Source organism: Flavobacterium profundi (assembly GCF_006491645.1).
Taxonomy (GTDB): Bacteria; Bacteroidota; Bacteroidia; order Flavobacteriales; family Flavobacteriaceae; genus Flavobacterium; species Flavobacterium profundi.
Window position 1 is genome coordinate 311,916 of record NZ_VDCZ01000003.1, and the last position, 19,249, is coordinate 331,164.

The 19,249-nt window shown below is 32.0% G+C and carries 11 protein-coding genes; all 11 read right to left on the reverse strand.

The window, feature by feature from the left end:
* Nucleotide 1: 1 nt before the first annotated feature.
* The gene (cyoE, locus tag FHG05_RS06590) at nucleotides 2-904 is read right to left on the reverse strand and encodes a heme o synthase (RefSeq protein ID WP_140997251.1); all 903 of its coding nucleotides are present in this window, start codon (nucleotides 902-904) and stop codon (nucleotides 2-4) included.
* Between the two features lie 93 nt (nucleotides 905-997).
* Nucleotides 998-3,109 (reverse strand): gliding motility protein RemB, encoded by a 2,112-nt coding sequence (locus FHG05_RS06595; protein WP_140997223.1) that lies wholly within the window; start codon nucleotides 3,107-3,109, stop codon nucleotides 998-1,000.
* A 2-nt stretch (nucleotides 3,110-3,111) separates the two neighbouring features.
* Entirely contained in the window at nucleotides 3,112-3,855 is a 744-nt protein-coding gene (gene deoC, locus FHG05_RS06600; RefSeq protein WP_140997224.1) for a deoxyribose-phosphate aldolase, read from the reverse strand.
* Between the two features lie 77 nt (nucleotides 3,856-3,932).
* Entirely contained in the window at nucleotides 3,933-4,709 is a 777-nt protein-coding gene (locus FHG05_RS06605; protein WP_140997225.1) for a TonB family protein, read from the reverse strand.
* A 111-nt stretch (nucleotides 4,710-4,820) separates the two neighbouring features.
* Entirely contained in the window at nucleotides 4,821-5,567 is a 747-nt protein-coding gene (locus FHG05_RS06610; RefSeq protein WP_140997226.1) for an energy transducer TonB, read from the reverse strand.
* 63 nt (nucleotides 5,568-5,630) lie between these two features.
* On the reverse strand, nucleotides 5,631-5,930 hold the full coding sequence (locus tag FHG05_RS06615; RefSeq protein ID WP_140997227.1) for a VanZ family protein: 300 nt from the start codon (nucleotides 5,928-5,930) through the stop codon (nucleotides 5,631-5,633).
* Nucleotides 5,931-5,967: 37 nt separating this feature from the next.
* A complete protein-coding gene (gene gcvH / locus FHG05_RS06620) occupies nucleotides 5,968-6,348 on the reverse strand; it encodes a glycine cleavage system protein GcvH (RefSeq protein WP_140997228.1) in 381 nt (126 codons plus the stop codon).
* A 145-nt stretch (nucleotides 6,349-6,493) separates the two neighbouring features.
* Nucleotides 6,494-13,660: a T9SS outer membrane translocon Sov/SprA gene (gene sov / locus FHG05_RS06625; RefSeq protein ID WP_449404237.1), complete on the reverse strand. Its 7,167-nt coding sequence runs from the start codon at nucleotides 13,658-13,660 to the stop codon at nucleotides 6,494-6,496.
* Nucleotides 13,661-13,720: 60 nt separating this feature from the next.
* Complete coding sequence (gene ruvA, locus FHG05_RS06630; protein ID WP_140997229.1) at nucleotides 13,721-14,302, reverse strand: Holliday junction branch migration protein RuvA; 582 nt, start codon at nucleotides 14,300-14,302, stop codon at nucleotides 13,721-13,723.
* Between the two features lie 27 nt (nucleotides 14,303-14,329).
* Nucleotides 14,330-16,624, reverse strand: coding sequence for an NADP-dependent malic enzyme (locus FHG05_RS06635; protein ID WP_140997230.1), 2,295 nt, complete (start codon nucleotides 16,622-16,624; stop codon nucleotides 14,330-14,332).
* 124 nt (nucleotides 16,625-16,748) lie between these two features.
* Nucleotides 16,749-19,211, reverse strand: a complete 2,463-nt coding sequence (locus FHG05_RS06640; protein WP_140997231.1) for an erythromycin esterase family protein — start codon at nucleotides 19,209-19,211, stop codon at nucleotides 16,749-16,751.
* Nucleotides 19,212-19,249 lie beyond the last annotated feature (38 nt).

Genomic DNA, 19,249 nt, shown 5'->3' on the forward strand with positions numbered 1-19,249 from the left:
ACTATCGTAAAAATTTATCTATAACATATATTATTTGTAACAACGAAATATAAGAAACACTAATAATCATTAGTTTTCTAGCTGCTTTTGCATCCATTTCTTTATACAACTTTACTGCATAAAACAACATCCATAATCCCAAAGTGAATACAATTCCTGCTGAAATTTTAGTTAAGAATAATTTTCCTGTAAACCCAAATGCAGGAAGTATAGAAGCTATAATCATCCAAATGGTATACAAAATGGTTTGCAAAGCTGTTTTCTTGTCTCTTTTACCTGTTGGCAACATAAAAAAACCTGCTTTTTTGTAATCGTCATATAAAAACCATCCAATAGCCCAAAAATGAGGAAATTGCCAAAAAAACTGAATGATAAATAACGTTCCTGCTTCGATTCCAAAATGTCCTGTAGCAGCAACCCATCCTAACATGTAAGGTATAGCTCCTGGAAAAGCACCTACAAAAACAGATAAAGGAGTCATTGTTTTTAATGGCGTATATAAACTTACATACATAAAAATAGAAATCGCACCAAACATAGCGGTTTTAGCATTGACATAATATAAAATTGCCAAACCTAAAACAGTAAGCACCACTCCTAAAATAAAGGCATTTTGTTTGCTAATCGTACCTGCTGGTAGCGGACGATTTTTAGTCCTATCCATTAAAGCATCTAAATCCTTTTCAATAATTTGATTAAAGACATTAGAAGCTCCTACCATACAATAACCACCTACCATTAAGAATAGTAAAGTAATCCAGTTTTGACTAGACCAATTAGAAACACCTAATAAATATCCAGCCAAGGTGGAAAAAACTACACTTAAAGCTAATCTAGCTTTGGTAATAGCAACAAAACTTGAAAAAAGTGATGGTTTTGTGATAGTATGATTTAAAGTATCCAAAATGAACAGATATCCTTGTTTAATTGGGCGCAAAGATACAAATAAGATTTTTGATTTATGTGTAATTTTTAAGAGAAAAAAAACCCAAAACTGTTAATAATCAAAATACCAATTAAATAAATCACTTCTTAAACCAATTGAAAACCAACTTGTGTTCATTTTCTGCAGGGTTTCTGTTTGAAGTTTAGGATTAAAATCGCGAAACATGGCATTCGCAAAAACCTTTAAATTAGAAGCAGGATTAACAACATAACCAATTTGTAATTCCCCAATAATTACTGTTGTTTTATTTCCTTGTGCTATAGCTACACCTGAATCAAAAGGTCTATTCTCTTCATAGCTCAAGTAGATATTTCCACCATAATTATAGGTATCTGTTGCCGAATTAAAATCAAAACCTCTTTGTCCATAAGTAAATTTAGCCTCTCCAAAATACCTTGCTTTAGCATAACGAGCAATTCCAACTAATTCTCTAAAATTAGCACCCCATGCATGCCCCATACTTTGGTTATTGTGTCCATAATTAGTCAGCGGATTACTGTGCGAATACACATAAGGTCTCACTTGATTATATTCCAGTTGCAACATGAAGTTTTTTACTCCAAAGGCATCATAATATTTAGCACCAATTTGATAACCAAACTTATTTCTCCAACTCTTATTCCCTTCTTTTACATCGCCAATTGCAAATTCATCTAATAAAAATTGTCCGTAAAAATTAACACTATTGCTCCATTTGTATTTAGCTGTCGCTCCCAATAATGCATTTCCGCTTTTTGAAGAAGAAGAAAACTCTACTGCTCTGTAAAAAATAATAGGATTTACAAAGTTAACATCGAATCCTCTATCGTTAGTATTCGTCCATACGACATTTTCAAACAACCCTATATTCAATCTTTTAGACACATTATAACTTAAATAATGACTTGCCATATATTTGGTTGCGTAAGTCCCTTCTAAACTTGCTTCGGGTCTAACATCTTTCAACCACATATAGGTATTGGTATATTTAATTTTCCAAAAGGTGGTATTAATTTTAAAATAAGGATACGGACTTGTAGCATCACTCTGTAAAAGCGAACGATATCCATCTCCAATAAAATTTCTTCCATAACCCAATTGCAAATCAATAAAGGAATTGGGCTTATATTTCAAATTGGCTTCTGCCATTGGAAAATCAAAAGCATCTTCTTTAAATAACTTTGCAATTCCTACTCCAGGAATGATTGCAGGATTTCCTCCAGATGGTTTTAAACTCACAGCATACGCATTATAATAATCCGCAAATCGCCCTTGACTTTCGTAAATAGACGAAGAAAAAGTTAACGTTTCCCCTAGAGCTCCTTGTACCTGCACTCCTCTTGTATTTACAAATGTATTAGACAAATCACTTCCTGTATCTTTACCAATTCTAAGATCAAAAATTGGATTTACTGTAAACCAATATACATCGCCTTGTATCGCTATTAAATTTTCATTCCATAGCTTTCTTCCCCACCAAGATTCTTTTTGTTTTAGCAACTGTTTTTGAACTGCCTCGAAGTCATAATATTTAGCCACCTCATTATAAGAATAAGGTTTTGTAGCCGTGTGATTATTACTCCCTACTTGATTTAGTGCTGCCTCAAAATTATAATAACTTAAATGGGTAAAAGCGATATTTAAATTACTTCGAAAATTAGGATTATCGAATGGCTTATACGATTTTTCAACGTCCTCAAATTCTGTCAATTCTTTCTCATTATTTGCAACAAGTTTAACTGAATGGTTATTTTCTGCAACAACCAAATCCTCTTGTTTTAGATTGGGATCTACCAAAGGAATTGCAATTTTTAAAGTAAATTTACTGTAGGTTGGTCTTCCAGAATAAGTAGCCGGTTGAATTAATGGTAATTGCTCGAATACATTTTGCGTTTCTTGTCTCAAATCATTGGAAATTGCATCAATATAAAGTGTTTTAAATTGACCAATTGTATCCACTTCAAACACCACAATAACATCTCCTTTATAATTTTCTTCTACAACCTCTTTAGGAACCTTAAACTTAGAATAGATGAAATTTTGCAAGGTTACATAAAAACAATTTTCCTGATTTTCAGAAAGTTCATTTTTACATTCAGAAAAAACTGGAAAGGTTTGTTTTTCAACTTGAGCCAATGCTTGAAACCCCATTAACAAAATAAAAAGACCTATATATATTTTCATTTTTAATACTCGGAATTAGATTCTTTACCTTCAACTATTGCCTTTGCAGCAGAAGTTCCTATTCTTTTTACACCTAACTTAATCATTTCAACAGCTTCTTCATAATTGCGAACTCCACCAGCTGCTTTAACTGGCAATGGAAAAGCATTCTCCAACATGATTTTAACAGTTTCAACAGTAGCTCCATTTGGCAAACCCTCCTGAGTTTGATAAAAACCTGTAGAAGATTTTACAAAAACATAATCATAAAAAGATTCTTTAAAATTGGCAATAATCACATTCTTTATCAAAACACATAATTGAATAATTTGATGGTGAGACAAAGCTGCCACTTCAATAATCCACTTTACAACTTTATTGCTCTCTAAAGCTAACTTTGTACATATTAAGACTTGCTCTTTAATCATTGTTATTTCACCTCTTTTAAAAGCTTCATAATCCAACACAAAATCCAACTCATCAGCACCATCTAGAATCGCTTTTTTAGCTTCTATCACTTTAAATTCTGTAGCATTATCTCCTTTTGGAAAGTCAATAACAGTACCAACACTTAATTTGGACTTCGCCTCTACTATCATCGTTTTAGCTAATGAAACAAATTCAGGTCGAATCATAATTAACTTAAAATCATATTGAATCGCTTCTTGAATATTTTGCTCCACGATGCGTATGTTTTCTTTTTTAGAAATACCCGCTTGTGCAGCAGTTTTTAAGTAAGTAGCATCTAAATATTGTTCGAGAGACATAGTACTTCATTTTGAATATACGGTAAAAATAAAAAAATCCCATTGATATGGGATTCTTTTTTTAGTATTTATTCCAATTAATTTAATCGAAAGGTAATTGGAATTGCGTATTTAATTTTAACATTTTTAGTTCCTTGTTTTGCAGGAATTAACTGAGGAATTTTTTTCACAGCTTTTTCAGCTGCTTTTTTCATATCTTCAGTAGCACGATTGTTCTCTAAAGGTTTAACATTTGTAATGTTCCCGTTTTCATCAATTATAAATTCAATCAGAGCTGTACCTTGTTTTCTATTATCAAAATCTCTCTCTGGGTATACTAAATTTTTAGAAATTGCTTTAGCCAATTGCTCATCAAAACAAGCTTTTTGTTCTGACCTTGCCAGACCCTTACAGGCTTTAAACATAGGCAATTGCTCAACAGTAACTAGCATCATAGGCTCCGTAGTTCCTCCAGTAGCTGTAGCAGTATTTGAAGCAACAGGATTGGTATCAACTGAAGTTTTATCTACTTCAGGTTCGTCTTGAGTACCTAAATCTTGTTTGACAACTTTCTCTTCATCATCTTTGACATCAAATTTGTCAACCAATTCTACTTTTGGTCTTGGTTCGACACTAGCTATTTTCTTAGGAGCAATAGGCTTCACTTTAGTAGGAGCTTCAGGTTCTGCAGGATTATAAACAAAAGTACTATCATAAACAGGTTCCCAAATTGTACCTGTATCTGATTTTTTAATTACCTCTTTGAAATTAGACTCTAAAATAAAAAGGGTAACGACCATGGCTGCGATTAGACCTAATTGAAAATAGATAAAACTATTTTTTGTCTTTCTTTTAAAATCATCTTTTGCTCTCATAATTATATAGTATTTAATGTTAACAGCTTGTTAACAAATACTACACAAATTATATGCCAAAAAAAAATTCCAATCGAAAAGATTGGAATTTTATATATAAGAATTACGTAATTACTGTAATTTAAATGTAATTGGTAAACCGTATTTTACTCTTACTGCTTTACCTCTTTGTTTACCTGGAGTAAATTTAGGTAATTTAGAAATAATACGTTGTGCTTCTTGCTCTAACAATTCAGCATCTTGTTTAATACCTCTTCCTCTTACTTGAATGTCTTTAACAACACCATCTTTATCAATCATGAATTGAACCGCTACAGATCCTTGAGATCCATTTTCAGCTGCTCTTTCTGGATAACTGAAATATTTCTTAATGTGTGCATTCATTTTTTCGTTAAAGCAATCCATTTGTTTGCTCTTTGCTACACCTTCACATCCAGGGAACATAGGAATTTGCTCAATAATAGCAAACGGCATCTCATCTGGAATATCATCTAAACTAGGTCCTGTTTCACCCACTTCAGAAGCTTCAACCACAGTTACAGGTTTATTTTCTTCAATCTCAGTAGTTTCAATTTTCTTTTCTTCTAATTTGATTTCATTCTTAACCACTTCGATTACTTCTGGAGCTGGTGGAGGTGGTGGAGGTAGTCTTTGTACTGGAGGCATTGTTAATACAACATCTTCTTCTTCCAATACTAAATTATCTGTTAATGCAAATTTTTCGTTTTCAACTCTTGGATCTTCAGATTTCATTTCAATACCCAAGTAGGTAAGTACTAAAACAGCTACAAGTCCTATTTGAAAAAACAGTCCGCTGTTTCTTTTAGGGTCAACATTAGGATTTTTCTTTACTTCCATAATTTTGTTTTTGAGGTCGCTAATATAATTAATAAAAAAATAGTTTTAAAATTTTTTTAAGTTTTATTTATTAACAAATCTTAAAAAAACCAAAGCGGTAACAGCTCCAAGAGCGTTTGCCAAAACATCATAGATGTCAGCATGACGGTCCTTGGTAAACATCCATTGAAATACTTCAATAATTATGCCATACACCACTAAAACAAGAACTAATTTTAATTGTCTTTTAAATTCATACACATTTAAAGCCTTTTTCCAAAAGTAAAACAATACAAAATAAAATATAAAATGTACTATTTTATCTTTATGAGGTATACTGACTAAGCCTGGAGTCCCTTTTATTGTTACTAGACATAAGTACATAATAATAGCACTCCACAAAACAGCCAAATATAGAAACTTACGCTCCAATAAGTGCTGCGTAATCTTCACTAGATAATAGTTTTTCTAATTCACTAGCATCTGTAAATTTCACTTTTACCATCCAACCTTCTCCATATGGATCTGAATTTACTTTTTCAGGCTCAGATTCTAAGCTATCATTAAATTCAATTATTTCACCAGTTAAAGGTAGAAATAAATCCGATACTGTTTTAACAGCTTCAACTGTTCCAAAAACTTCATCTTTATCTAAAGTTTGATCTAAAGTTTCTACTTCAACATAAACGATATCTCCTAATTCTTTTTGTGCAAAATCTGTAATTCCAATAGTTGCTATTTCTCCTTCCACAGCAACCCATTCATGATCTTTAGTGTACTTTAAGTTTGATGGTATGTTCATTTTGTGTTATTTTTTAATCTTTATACAAATGTAGTTTTATTAATTTAATTCTAAAATAACTTCACAAATATTTTTAAAAAGATTCTTTATATAAAAAAATCCGCTTGGATGAAGCGGATTTTATTTATAAATGCATTATAATGAATTAGTTACCAAAGTTATAACGAATAGTAAAACCTGTTCGTACATTTGTAATTGGGAAAGACGTTGAAATTACAGCCTTTGAAAACTGATGATCATAGAAGAATATTGCCGTTAAGTTTTTGCTAAAAGAATAATCTGCAGATAACTTGATAGACCATAAATTTTGCCCACCAGCCAACTCATTATTATCATAATCCAAATAACGAACTATAGTATTATTCCTACGTAAAGAAAAATCAGTTTTAATATTGATATCACTTTTAATCACTCCAGTAGGATTATCAGCTAATTTAGAATTGATAATAACGTCTTTGATACGATACCCTAATCCTATTGTATATTCATTACCACTCACTTCAGTTAAGAGATTATTATCAAAACTCATATTTAAAGTTCGGTCTTTTTTCATTTCAGCTAAAATCTTTATGGAATTTTTCATTTCAAAATCTACACGAAGAAGTGGATTAAATTGTTCGCTTAAATTCACGTTTGAAATAATCGTACTTGCATAAAAATTTCCATTAGCATCCACAGGAGTTTCATTCAAATTAGATCGGAAAGAATTGACGTTATAACTTGCTCGATATCCATGTTGCAATGAAAAACGCTTAAATTTATCTTTAAACCATTTGTATCGCATTAAACCTGTATATTTTAAATTCCAATTTGGCAAAGGAATATTTTTAAAAACACCTACCGATTCTTTACCCACATCTTTACCCGAATAAGCAGCTCTAAAAGATGGTAATAGTACTTGCTGGCTATTTTTACCAAAACCTACTGGATATCCGTCCACATCTCTAGGATAATTGTTTGTTCCGTAATGAGCCGTTGCCAATTTATCCGCTACCAAAATACGGTTCGCTCTGAAAGTATTGAAAGATTCTGAGAAATTTTCATCACTTTGACTAAAAGCCGTTTGTATCAATATAGTTGAAATGCTGAAATTACCAAAATTATAAGGAGAACGCGAATTATACTGTCCGTTCGTAACATCATATTGTTCCGAATAATTTTCAGCATACATTCGATCCGCTGTTAAATCTATTTTTACATCCGCAAATGGTTCTACTTGAGCCGTAAAATTCATTTGTTTATTCACTACTTGTGTAAAGTTTTGATTGAAATCTGGAAAAGATGTTAACCAACCTTGTCTCGCTGCTTCATAACGAACATCGGATTGACTTCCAAATACAAATCCTAAAGAAGGTTTTGAAGTTCCAAAGAACCCTAATCCTGGCAAATAACCGGGTAAAACAGTACCACTAGTTTGTGTGTAATTTGCTTGAATATTTTTAACACTAGTAACGATTCCAATTAATCCATTCACAAAAATATTACCTTCATTTTTAGTTGTTTTCCCTTTTGCAGTAATCTTCTGACCTGGCTTTGGTAAGGTTTCTTTTGCTCCTTTATTCGCATCCTTTTTGTTTTTATTCTTACTTTTTTTATTTCCTGTTAAACCTACATAACGGTAGAACAAATCCATGTTAAGAGTAGTATTTAACTTATGCGAATTTGCATTTTGAATGGTATTTCCTAAGTCATACACTTCATCACCCACTTGAAAATCTCTTAAGAAATCTGACGAGCGTTGCCAGTTAAAATCTCCCGTATAACTATAGGTAGACTTTACAAAACTTAAGGCAGGAATTTTATTGATGGGTAAATCATAATTGACAACAATTTGCTGATTATGTTGATTGGACTCCCCAACATTCCAATAGTCATCCCATATATCTAAGCCATCTACAGGCACATCGTTCTCATCTAAATAGTTTCTAACAATGTTATTGGTAGCAGCGGTATAATTGACACGTAGTGATTTCGTAATATTATAATTAAAACCATATTGATAATTAAAAAAATAATTTCTTCTATATAAGGGGTCCAATCCAATACCTTGCACATCAACTAATCTAAATTGCTGTCTATTGAATTGTCTCACAATATTCGAACTAAAAGAAACACTCGCAGGTAAGAAATTAAAATTAAAATCCTTCAACATCTTATAATAGCCACTTTTGGCTAATTTATTAGATTTTTTAAAAGGTTCAATAGTTAAAGGTTTAAAAGCATAAGCATAATCTAGCGAGGTTCTATTTTGCTGATCTACTAAATTTTCAATTTCGTAGTCATGATGTTCCGTTTCGTTAAAAGAATAGGATAACGTTAGATTTTCAACATCATAAAAATGCTGTTTTTGTTCTTCGCCTCGTTCTTTTCTTACTCCTATAAAATTAATACTTGTTCTTTTTGTATAATCGATAGCTCTGTTTTTGATATTATCTTTTTCTGCTTGATCCTCTGTATTATCAATTAGCTGTTGTAGTTCAATATCTTGATAAAAAGGGTCGTATTTTGGTGTAATCGTTTCTTCACCCACTGCATAATTAAATGGTAAAGTTATTCCCCATTTTTTTGGCAATAATTTACCTAAATTCAAATTAGTCACCACATCATATTGAAATACATCTTCTCTACTTCTTTCATTTGGACCTTGTTCAATTCCTCCAAAACCGATGGTACTTACTCTACTTGTAGCCGACAAAGTCGCAAAATCAGCCACATTGGTATCCATATTAGCTACCGCAGCATACCCTCCCTTGTTATCTAAATCAGATAATCGCAATTCATTAAACCAAACTTCTCCTCTAATAATTTGATTGGTATTGTTTTTAACACCAACCATTAATGTTCTTACCAAACCAAAATTAGGATTTCCTTTAATACCTATCGTAAGTTTATTATTGGATGAACCTAAATCTTGCTCATTAATAAAACGAATACCGTTCACGTCAGGCGTAATAGAGTTCGGATCACTAATTATTTTAGACTTTAAAGCCGTTAAAATACTTAACGCTACTTCAATTTCATTTTCAGAAGGCCAAATTGCCTCAGGTGTAGCGGAATTTTGAGCGGAAACCTTTAATGGAATTTCAATTTGATAAAAGTTTTCTGTAAAGTCGTTACCAAAACGAAGAAAAGCTTTCATTTCATTATCCTGTAACGGCTGTGTTTCAGGTGGTGTAGGTAATGACTCAGCATGTAAAAACATACGCAGTTTTTTAAACTGTCTCATATCTACACTTACGTTTTTAAATACCGCACGAGCATCATTTGGTTCTAAACCATCATCATAACCAGAGTCTTTATCATATACACGTAATGATAATGACTGTTCGTTCTGATTAATAACTGTATTATTGTTATACAATTGTTCGCGCGTTACTCCTGGAGGCGAAACATAAGGAATAGGAGTTCTACTTCCGTTTTCTTGAATATTTACCGCTACCACATCAAAACCAGTATTATCATCTGTAGTAACTTGGTCGTTAAAATCTAATGAACTTGCATATCTTCTCCATTCCCCTCTTACTAAATCTAAGGACCCAAAACGCAAGGTAATTTCATCATTAAATCCAGTCATATACATTCTCATAAAACGAATGGATCTAAAATCAGCAATAGAACCCACCACATTATCATTGGTAAACTCTAAAATAGGAATTTTATACTGAATCCATCTTGCAGAAACATTACTACCATTCGGCACGGATTCACTTACCGTTCTAATATCTACTACATAGTCTTGACCCACTTGAGGAGAGGCATTGATTGGTACTTCAAACTTAAAATAAGCGTTAATCGTATTCATAGTTTGATCACGATTCACATCTTCTACATCAGGTTTTGTATCATTCCCACGATTGGTATCGGTAACATTTACTGGTGAATTACCTTCAAAATTATTATAATTCTTATAACGATTAATGATATCTCCAGTAGCACTCAAATAAAATTGATAATTATCTGCAGAAGGATCACTATAACCTGCGTAATCAGTAAATTTTGCAGCCTCACCTGCATCATTTAAACCATCATACCCAACATCTTGAATGGCTCTATTGCCTTCATTAGTATCAAAAGCATACACCAAAGACTGAGCACTTGGAACTTGACCCCAGTTAGTTTGTAAAGCCGGAATAGTAGCACCTACTTCTGGCAATCCATTTTCAAATTGTTTCCTTCCGTCTTTTAAAATATCTTCAGAAATCTCACCAAGATTAATCACTAGTTTTCCAGCATTAGCAGGATTAATAACATCTGGAGCATTTCCGTAGTAGGGATCTAAGACCCAAAACTGCACATACTCTACATTTGATTGCTCAAAATTTGTAGAATTAATCGCCCGCATAATTCCAGCCCAATTATCAGGCGCATCTGTTGCGGAAAATTGATTTGTAGCAGCTATACTTTGATTGTAATTGTACGGACCTCTATCTCTAGGAAAGTACGTTAAATCTAAAGTTGTAATCACATTTGAATTTCCTTGAGCGATATCTACATTTGGATACAATTCTCTACTGTAAATTCTTCTCGTTCTATTTAATGATAAATCATCATTATTAATTCCACTTGGTGCTTGCGTATAGAAAATTGGATCAATAGAATACCAAGAAAGTTTCGCCCTTTTATCCCCTACACTTAAATCATTAGAAGAAGGCTCAGTCGTATCTGGATTACCGTCAAAATTATATTCTAAAGGAACTGATGCCAAATCCCAGGATTGTGGCGAACGCAAATCGATAGAAGATTGAGAGCCTTCAAAATCGTCTACATAAGTAGTTGCTTCTCCATTAAATTGATCTGCTTTAGAAGCTCCAGGTAATAAGTATGCAATTTCTCCTCTAAAAGATAAATTAGAAGGTACATCTGTATCAATATTTGGTAATTTGTTAACCAAACGCGTTAACAAAGGCACTTCTGTTGAGAAATTCGTATTTAAACCAACGATAGTGTTGTTAACAGATTCCTGACCATAATTTGACTTATTAGTAAAAGGGCGTTCTGATAAATTTAAGATGGTTCCACCAACAAGAAAGTTTTTATTGAATTGATGTTCTACATTAACACCCCAAAAACGTCTGGTTTGTTGACCAAAAACAGAGTTGTTTTCAACTGAAATTTCTATAGGTGTATTAGAAGCTTGTAGAGAAGGATCTAATAACTGCACTTTTCCTAACTGATAATTAACGGTATAATCTACTCCTTCAACTAAAATTCTCCCTCCTGATTTAACCACAACTGATCCTTGAGGCACGTTAAAAGCACCAATTGAAATACCATCACCTCCTGAAGATTTAAAACGACCTCTTAATAAGAATTTATTTTTTTCACTTTCTTGTAAAGCAGCAGCTTGCGTAGATTTGTATAATGTTCTAAAAACATACTTATCTTGATTGGCATTATAGGTATTGGGATCATTATAATTTTCTGTAGCTGATGCATTCAATTTATCAAACAACAATTCTCCAAAAGGCTCTTTAGTTGTAAAAATTATCCTACCATATTGTGGATCGATCGTAATTCCTGAAACATAATCGAAAAAACCATCTCCACCTGCTTGTGGATCATTGGTGTAATTCAATTTATCAACATTTAATACTTTCAACAAAGGAGTATCTTTCACATTAGCAGGCAAATCTGGACCTCCTTCAGCTTTTGTTATATAATTTAGAGGTGAAGGATCAGTATATAAAATATTGAATTTAAAATCTTCTTGTTGCAATTGATACCCTCCAGGAATTTGATAAATATTTTTCATCATCAAGTTCCATGTTGGCATGGTTAATTCCTGATTCGGTGTTTTTTGTTTGACCGCGGTTAAATTACTTTTTAACAACTTAACCAATAAGGCTTGAGAAGAAGGAATACCTGAATTATCTACTTGGGTTGCTTCAACCCCATCTGTTCCAAATTCTCCTACTTGATACACCTGATCTCCAATTGTATATTGATAGGCAACCCCTAAAACTTCGTCATTAGCTAAACGCTGGTTTAAGGAAATATAACCCAATTGTGGATGATACGTAAATTCAGAAGCCGTTAATTTTCTAGCATTTTCTAATTTGGCATAATCTAAACCTTCATCTACTCCAATGGTAAAACCATTATTAGCAGTAGCCACTTCACGAATGGCTTGATTTAAAAAACTTGAAGCCGTACCAATTTTATTTGGATCGAATTTATTGTTCTTATTATCTGAAGGACTATCAGGACTAACCGCATTAAAAAAGTTAGGATTACTTGCTAAATTTACTCCAACTACTTCTTGAGGCGCAACATTTGTTAAAGGTCCTTCCCCTATATCTTGTAGCGCAATTAAATTTCTTAAATTATTCTCGATTGAATTGATTCGGTTTTGTTTATTGGTTACCCAAACTTCAATTCTTGTAATTTGAACCCTACTATTGATATAAGGATAGGTTTCTAAGGCTGCATCGTATTTATCTCTAAAAAATTGAGATAAGAAATAGTGCTTATCAGAATCATATTCTTGAGCAAATAATTGAAAGTCTTGCAAGGTACCACCTCCTTGAGAAGTAACGGTCTTAGTCTGTGATTTTTGTTCGGAAAAAACACCTGTTACTGTTGTTTTTCCAAATTGCAATTGTGCTTTTACTCCAAATAAACTCTGAGAACCTCTAATTAAAGAATTTGAAAGCGGAAAACTTACATTACCAACTTCTAATTTTTGAACAATATCATCTTCTGTCGAACTATATTCTAGTTTTATTAAATTTTGAAATGCAAAAGTAGATTGCGTATCGTAATTAATATTAACATTTAATCTTGTTCCTACTTTACCTTGTAATCCAACGCTGATACGTTGATCAAAATCGAAAGTAGTAGTAACTCTATTTCTTGGAGAAAAAGCAGGATTATCTTGTTTTGTATAACGAAGTCCTAAGTCAACTTCAACGGAACCTGTTGGCTTTATATCGATAGTATTACTACCGAAAATACTTTCAAAAAATTTAGAATTTACATAATATCTCGGCAACAAATCTTTTTTCTTTTCCTCACTCCCTTCTTTCTTTCCGTCTACTGCAGCCGATTTTTCGCGATAATATTTACGCATTTCTTCACGTAAAACTAATTCTTGATATTGCTGTGGAGTTAATACTAAAGGATAGTTCACATTAAAACCATCAAAAGTATTCGTATAGATATAACGATCTGTGGTAACATCATAAGTATAAGCTTCTACTATGCTTTTAGGATTAGGTACTTTAATTTTACCTAAATCTGCTCCTGTTTGTATAGAATCATTTTCTTGAGCTTGTCCTTCTATATTAAGGAAAAAAAGAATTCCTAACAATATTCTTTTAACCCCTTTAAATCGCCTACTTAAAATATTCAATTTTAATTTCTTTTCCAAGTCTTATAAGTTTTTTAGTGCTTGTTTAATTAAATTTTCTACACTTGCATTAGGATCTTCTTTGACTATCTTTTCAATAACTTTTTCAGCTGATTTTCTAGCAAAGCCTAACACCTCCAAAGCAGATAACGCTTCTTCTTTATTAGTATTGTTTGAAACCAGAGAAACTTCGTCTAAAGCATACACTTTTAACACTTTATCCTTTAAATCTAAGATAACTCTTTGAGCTGTTTTGGCTCCGATTCCTTTAATACTTTGTACAGTAGCTACGTCATTTGATGCGATGGCTTGAATAATTTGTTGGGGCGCTAATGAGGATAACATTGTCCTTGCAATACTTGCTCCAATTCCTGAAACTGAAAGCAATAATTTAAACAATTCTCTTTCTTGCTTTTCTACGAATCCATAGAGTGTATGGGCATCTTCTTTAATTTGCAAAAAAGTAAACAGTTTAATTTTTTCATCATCTGGTATGAGTGAAAAAGTATGCAAAGATATGTTGACATGATAACCAATTCCGTTACAATCAACTACAACTTCTGTTGGTGTTTTTTCAACTAATCTTCCTTGAATATGAGTTATCATGTTTGTTAATAGTAGTTTTTATAAAAATTATTTTAATATAGCTTGTTTAAATCTTCTTTCTTTTTCTTGAGCATCAACTACAGATACCGCTGCCATGTTCACCATTTCTTCTACACTTGCTCCTAATTGAAAAATATGAACTGGTTTATCCAATCCTAACATAATAGGACCAATAGAATCTGATTTGTTCAATTCTTTCATTAATTTATAGGTAATATTTGCTGCGTCTAAATTTGGAAAAATCAGGGTGTTTACTTTTTTATTGGCTAATTTAGAAAAAGGAAATTTACTTTTTAACATTTCGGGATTTAAAGCAAAATCGGTTTGAATCTCACCATCAATGATTAAATCTGGATAATATTTGTGTAAATATGAAACGGCCTCTCTTACTTTCTTTGGGTTTTCATTTTCTGAGGAACCAAAATTTGAAAAGGAAACCATAGCAATAACAGGTTCCATACCAAACATACGAACGGTCTTAGCTGTCATCAATGCAATCTTAGCTAAATCTTCTGCCGATGGATTTGGGTTAATTGCTGTATCCGAAAGAAAAATAGGTCCTCTCGAAGTCATCATCATATTGGTGGTTGCAATTCGGGTTACACCGGGAGCTTTTTCAATCAATTCCATCACTGGCTTTACAACTGTAGGATAACTTCTCGAATATCCAGTCACCATAGTATCTGCTTCTCCGGAGTTGACCATCATTAAACCAAAATAATTGCGTTCTCTCATCCACTTTTCAGCATCAAGTAAGGTAACTCCTCTTCTTTGTCTTGATTTCCAAAATGCTTTTGCATATTTCTTCCTGCGCTTATCTTCTTCCGCAGTCTTTGGATCGATAATTTCTACATCTGCATCAAAACCAATTTCTACTTTTAATTCTCGTATAATCTCTTGGTTACCCAAAAGAATTGGTTCACCAATACCTTCTTCATGTACAATTTGAGCAGCTTTTAATACATCTAAGTGATCCGCTTCTGCAAAAACAACTCGTTTTGGATTTGTCTTAGCACGATTTACAAGCATACGAATCATTTTGTTATCTGAACCTAAACGCTCTAACAAGTCTAATTCATATTTCTCCCAATCATTAATTTCTATTTGGGCTACCCCAGAATCTATTGCAGCTTTTGCTACAGCAGGTGCTACAACACCAATTAATCTAGGGTCAAAAGGTTTTGGAATAATGTAATCGCGACCAAAATTTAATTTGGTTTCCCCATAAGCGATATTTACTTGTTCTGGAACAGGGCTTTTAGCTAATTCGGCAAGTGCTCTCACCGCAGCCATTTTCATTTCTTCATTAATTTTTTTAGCGCGAACGTCTAATGCACCTCTAAAAATATAGGGAAAACCAAGAACATTATTAACTTGATTAGGATGATCCGATCGACCTGTTGCCATAATTACATCTTCTCGAGTTGCAATTGCTAAATTATAATCAATTTCTGGAACGGGATTAGCCATAGCAAAAACAATGGGATCATGATTCATAGAAAGCAACATTTCAGGAGTAAAAATATTCCCTACAGACAATCCTAAGAACACATCTGCTCCAACAATCATTTCTTTTAATGATTGAGGCTCACAAGATTTAGCATACACTCTTTGCAAACCCAAAAGATCTTCTCTACAAGTGGTTAACATTCCATCTTTATCGAACATAAAAATATGCTCCACTTTTACGCCTAATAAAACATATAAATTGGCGCAAGCTAATGCCGCTGATCCAGCTCCTGAAACAACAACTTTAACTTTATCGATATCTTTTCCTGCTAATTCTAATGCATTTAGTAATGCTGCTGAAGAAATAATAGCTGTTCCATGCTGATCATCATGCATGACAGGTATATTTAATTCTTCCACCAATCTTCTTTCAATCTCAAAAGATTCTGGAGCCTTAATATCCTCTAAATTTATTCCACCAAATGTTGGTGCAATATTTTTAACCGTTTGAATAAATTCTTCAATATTTTTAGTCCCTACTTCTATGTCAAAAACATCAATATCGGCAAAAATTTTAAATAATAATCCTTTACCCTCCATTACTGGTTTTGATGCTTCCGGACCAATATCGCCTAATCCTAAAACTGCAGTTCCATTAGAAATAACGGCAACTAAATTTCCTTTAGCAGTATATTTATAGACATTATTGATGTCTTTTGCAATTTCTAAACAGGGTTCAGCTACACCAGGAGAGTAAGCCAATGACAAATCTCTCTGGGTTGCATATTTTTTTGTAGGTACCACCTGAATCTTTCCAGGGGTAGGTTTCGCGTGGTATAATAAAGCTTCTCTTCGTTTTGTATCCTTGTGCATATAATCACTTTTATATGAACTTACAAAGTTAAAATAAGCAATGAAAGAAAAAAATTTTAAGGCTATTCTTTTATGAAAATCTTATTAAAGATATTTGTATTAAGATTTTTATTATTTTAAAACATTAGTCACAAAAATACTCATCTTTTGTTCTTATCACATTATCAATAGTTTCTTTCTCTTTCCAAAACGCAGCATCTTCTTTAAAAGGAGTATTAATACCAAAATTCAATTTTATGGGTTCTTTAATTATTTCTAAATTTTCAACATCTATATGAGCCGATTTTAATGAATACACATAAAAGTAAACATTTACATAATTTGGATCTTTTTTATTTGTGACTGTATTTTTAACAACTTCTGTAAGTTGGTCTAGAAAACAGCTTCCATTTATATATTGATATGTTACTATAACCTTATATATGAATGCAAAATTATTTCCGGACTTATCTATTAAATCAAATGGTTCTCTTTCTACACAATGTTCAAATTGCAAAACAGCAAAAGTCTCACAATCGATATAAATATAACCCTTAGAGCTCTTTGGCGCTGGATAACCATATCCTGTAGAATAAGATCCTGGAGAAGTATTTACAAAAGAAATTTTATAGGCCTTTTTACCTTTAATCGTTTCAAACCCTTCTTTTGTATAATTATAGGAACTACTTCTATATAAGGCATTTGCTTTTTCAGTGATCAAATCTCTATTCAAGAGCGAAAACAACCCAAAAGAACTAGAAAACCTAAATCTATCTGCTTTATTTGGTGTTTTTTTTAATTTTTCAATCTTACCATAAAATTTAGTATCAGAATTATTGGAGCTATTCAACCCTTTAGGACAATAGAATTTAAGAATGGCTACATCTCCAATATTTTCAATTTCATTTTTAACCCCACTATGTTTATATAAAAAAGTCTGATTAAATGCTTTTTGATAATAATTTTCTTTGACATTTTTTTCCGCTTTTTTTATAATCTCTTTTGCCGATAATTCTTTTTTATTTTTATTCAGCACCACTTCGTCTAAAACAATCCCTCCCATTTTACTTTTAGATAATCGAAAAACGTAGTCTTTTAGGTTACTATTCAATTGAAGCGAATCTGAAGCGTATTCGAAAGCATTTACTTTTAAAAATGTGACTTCATTTGTATTGGGAACTATCATTTCAAAAGTACCATCTTTTTTTGTAATTATTATTCTATCATGTAATACTATTTCTGCATTAGAAATAACATTGTTACTATTTTTATCTACTACCTTACCTATTATCATATAATTTGGCAACTTGACTCTCTTGAAATCACTTTCACCATATTTTCTTACTACTGGTGGATACGATTTCTTAATAAAAACCAGCGCATCAAAACTGGTTTGCCAATTGCCTTTAATGGGCATATTTCCTAATATTGAGCTATAAAAAGGTACTTTATTTTGAACCTCAAACTCAAAAAAAGCTATATCATATTCTGAAAGTTGTTTTTCAATACTGTTCTCAGGTGGCGTTAAAATAGGATAAAGAGTTGAATTAACTATACCATAACTACCTTCGTAAGATGAAAAAGCAATAGTATATATTTTTTCTTTAAAATGCTTCTTCAAAATTTTACCCATTGGAATTCCTCCTTCAAGAAGTTGCTTTCCTTCTCCATCATTATAATCTGAATAACCCGTTGCTTTCTTTTCTAAATCGGATTGTTCACTTAAATAATCTTCTGTTAGATTATCTATTTCTAAATTACTTATTTCTTTTGCGAAATGATACGAAGCACCCCAACCAATAATTTTTTCATTTGGATAATTTTCGGCTAAAAAAATTAAATTCTGAGCCATTTGCTTATCTCTAGGGTTTTGAACGAATATTTTTTGATTTTGTATTTGTGCAATTTCAAAATTAACATTGGCTAAACTACTAGTAAAAACTTGTTTGATGACTTTTTCATCTAAAGTTAGATTATTTATTTTTTCAAATGAGGCAAATATCTCGTCTACATTTTTATAAAAAGCAATTGAATCTGTTTTATTAGTTGCAATTTTTTCTAAATCTTTATAGACAAATGCTTTTTCGATTTCTTCGAATAAAGATGTCTTCATTTTGATGTTCCTATTCTTAAAAACAGTTTTTAAATCATTTATAAAATAGTTTTTAAATAAGACTCCTTCTTGACAATCAAAACCAACGATTCTAATAGTATCATTGTTTTTTGCTCTTTCTTCAATATAAACTAATAATTCCTGAAAAGATTGCGTGTCTGACCAAATTGAAAAAATAGATTGATTATATATGACACTATTTTCTTCTTTATTTAAAAAAAGCTGATAGGCTTTATAATTATCGTACAATCCACTTTCAAAAGCTAGTGCATTATAACCTAATTTTTCATGCAAATATTTAAGCATTGCAACTTTTGTGTCAAATGATGCCCCATCACCATGCGATTGTTCACCTAATAAAACTATATTTTTATTCTTCAAAACGCTGTCTAAAAAAGAATAATTATGGGTATCTGTAATAGGATATAACTCTCCTCTTATTTGAGCTTGAGCAAAAGATAAAACACAATAAAATAGTAGTACAAAATATCTCATAAAAAAATATTTCTTTGAAAAAATTCAAATTTTACTCA

Coding starts and splice junctions, on each gene's coding strand:
- gcvH (WP_140997228.1), bottom strand. CDS start 6,348: ATGAACATACCATCAAACTTAAAGTACACTAAAGATCATGAATGGGTT.
- FHG05_RS06605 (WP_140997225.1), bottom strand. CDS start 4,709: ATGAGAGCAAAAGATGATTTTAAAAGAAAGACAAAAAATAGTTTTATC.
- FHG05_RS06640 (WP_140997231.1), bottom strand. CDS start 19,211: ATGAGATATTTTGTACTACTATTTTATTGTGTTTTATCTTTTGCTCAA.
- FHG05_RS06635 (WP_140997230.1), bottom strand. CDS start 16,624: ATGCACAAGGATACAAAACGAAGAGAAGCTTTATTATACCACGCGAAA.
- ruvA (WP_140997229.1), bottom strand. CDS start 14,302: ATGATAACTCATATTCAAGGAAGATTAGTTGAAAAAACACCAACAGAA.
- FHG05_RS06615 (WP_140997227.1), bottom strand. CDS start 5,930: ATGTACTTATGTCTAGTAACAATAAAAGGGACTCCAGGCTTAGTCAGT.
- FHG05_RS06610 (WP_140997226.1), bottom strand. CDS start 5,567: ATGGAAGTAAAGAAAAATCCTAATGTTGACCCTAAAAGAAACAGCGGA.
- deoC (WP_140997224.1), bottom strand. CDS start 3,855: ATGTCTCTCGAACAATATTTAGATGCTACTTACTTAAAAACTGCTGCA.
- FHG05_RS06595 (WP_140997223.1), bottom strand. CDS start 3,109: ATGAAAATATATATAGGTCTTTTTATTTTGTTAATGGGGTTTCAAGCA.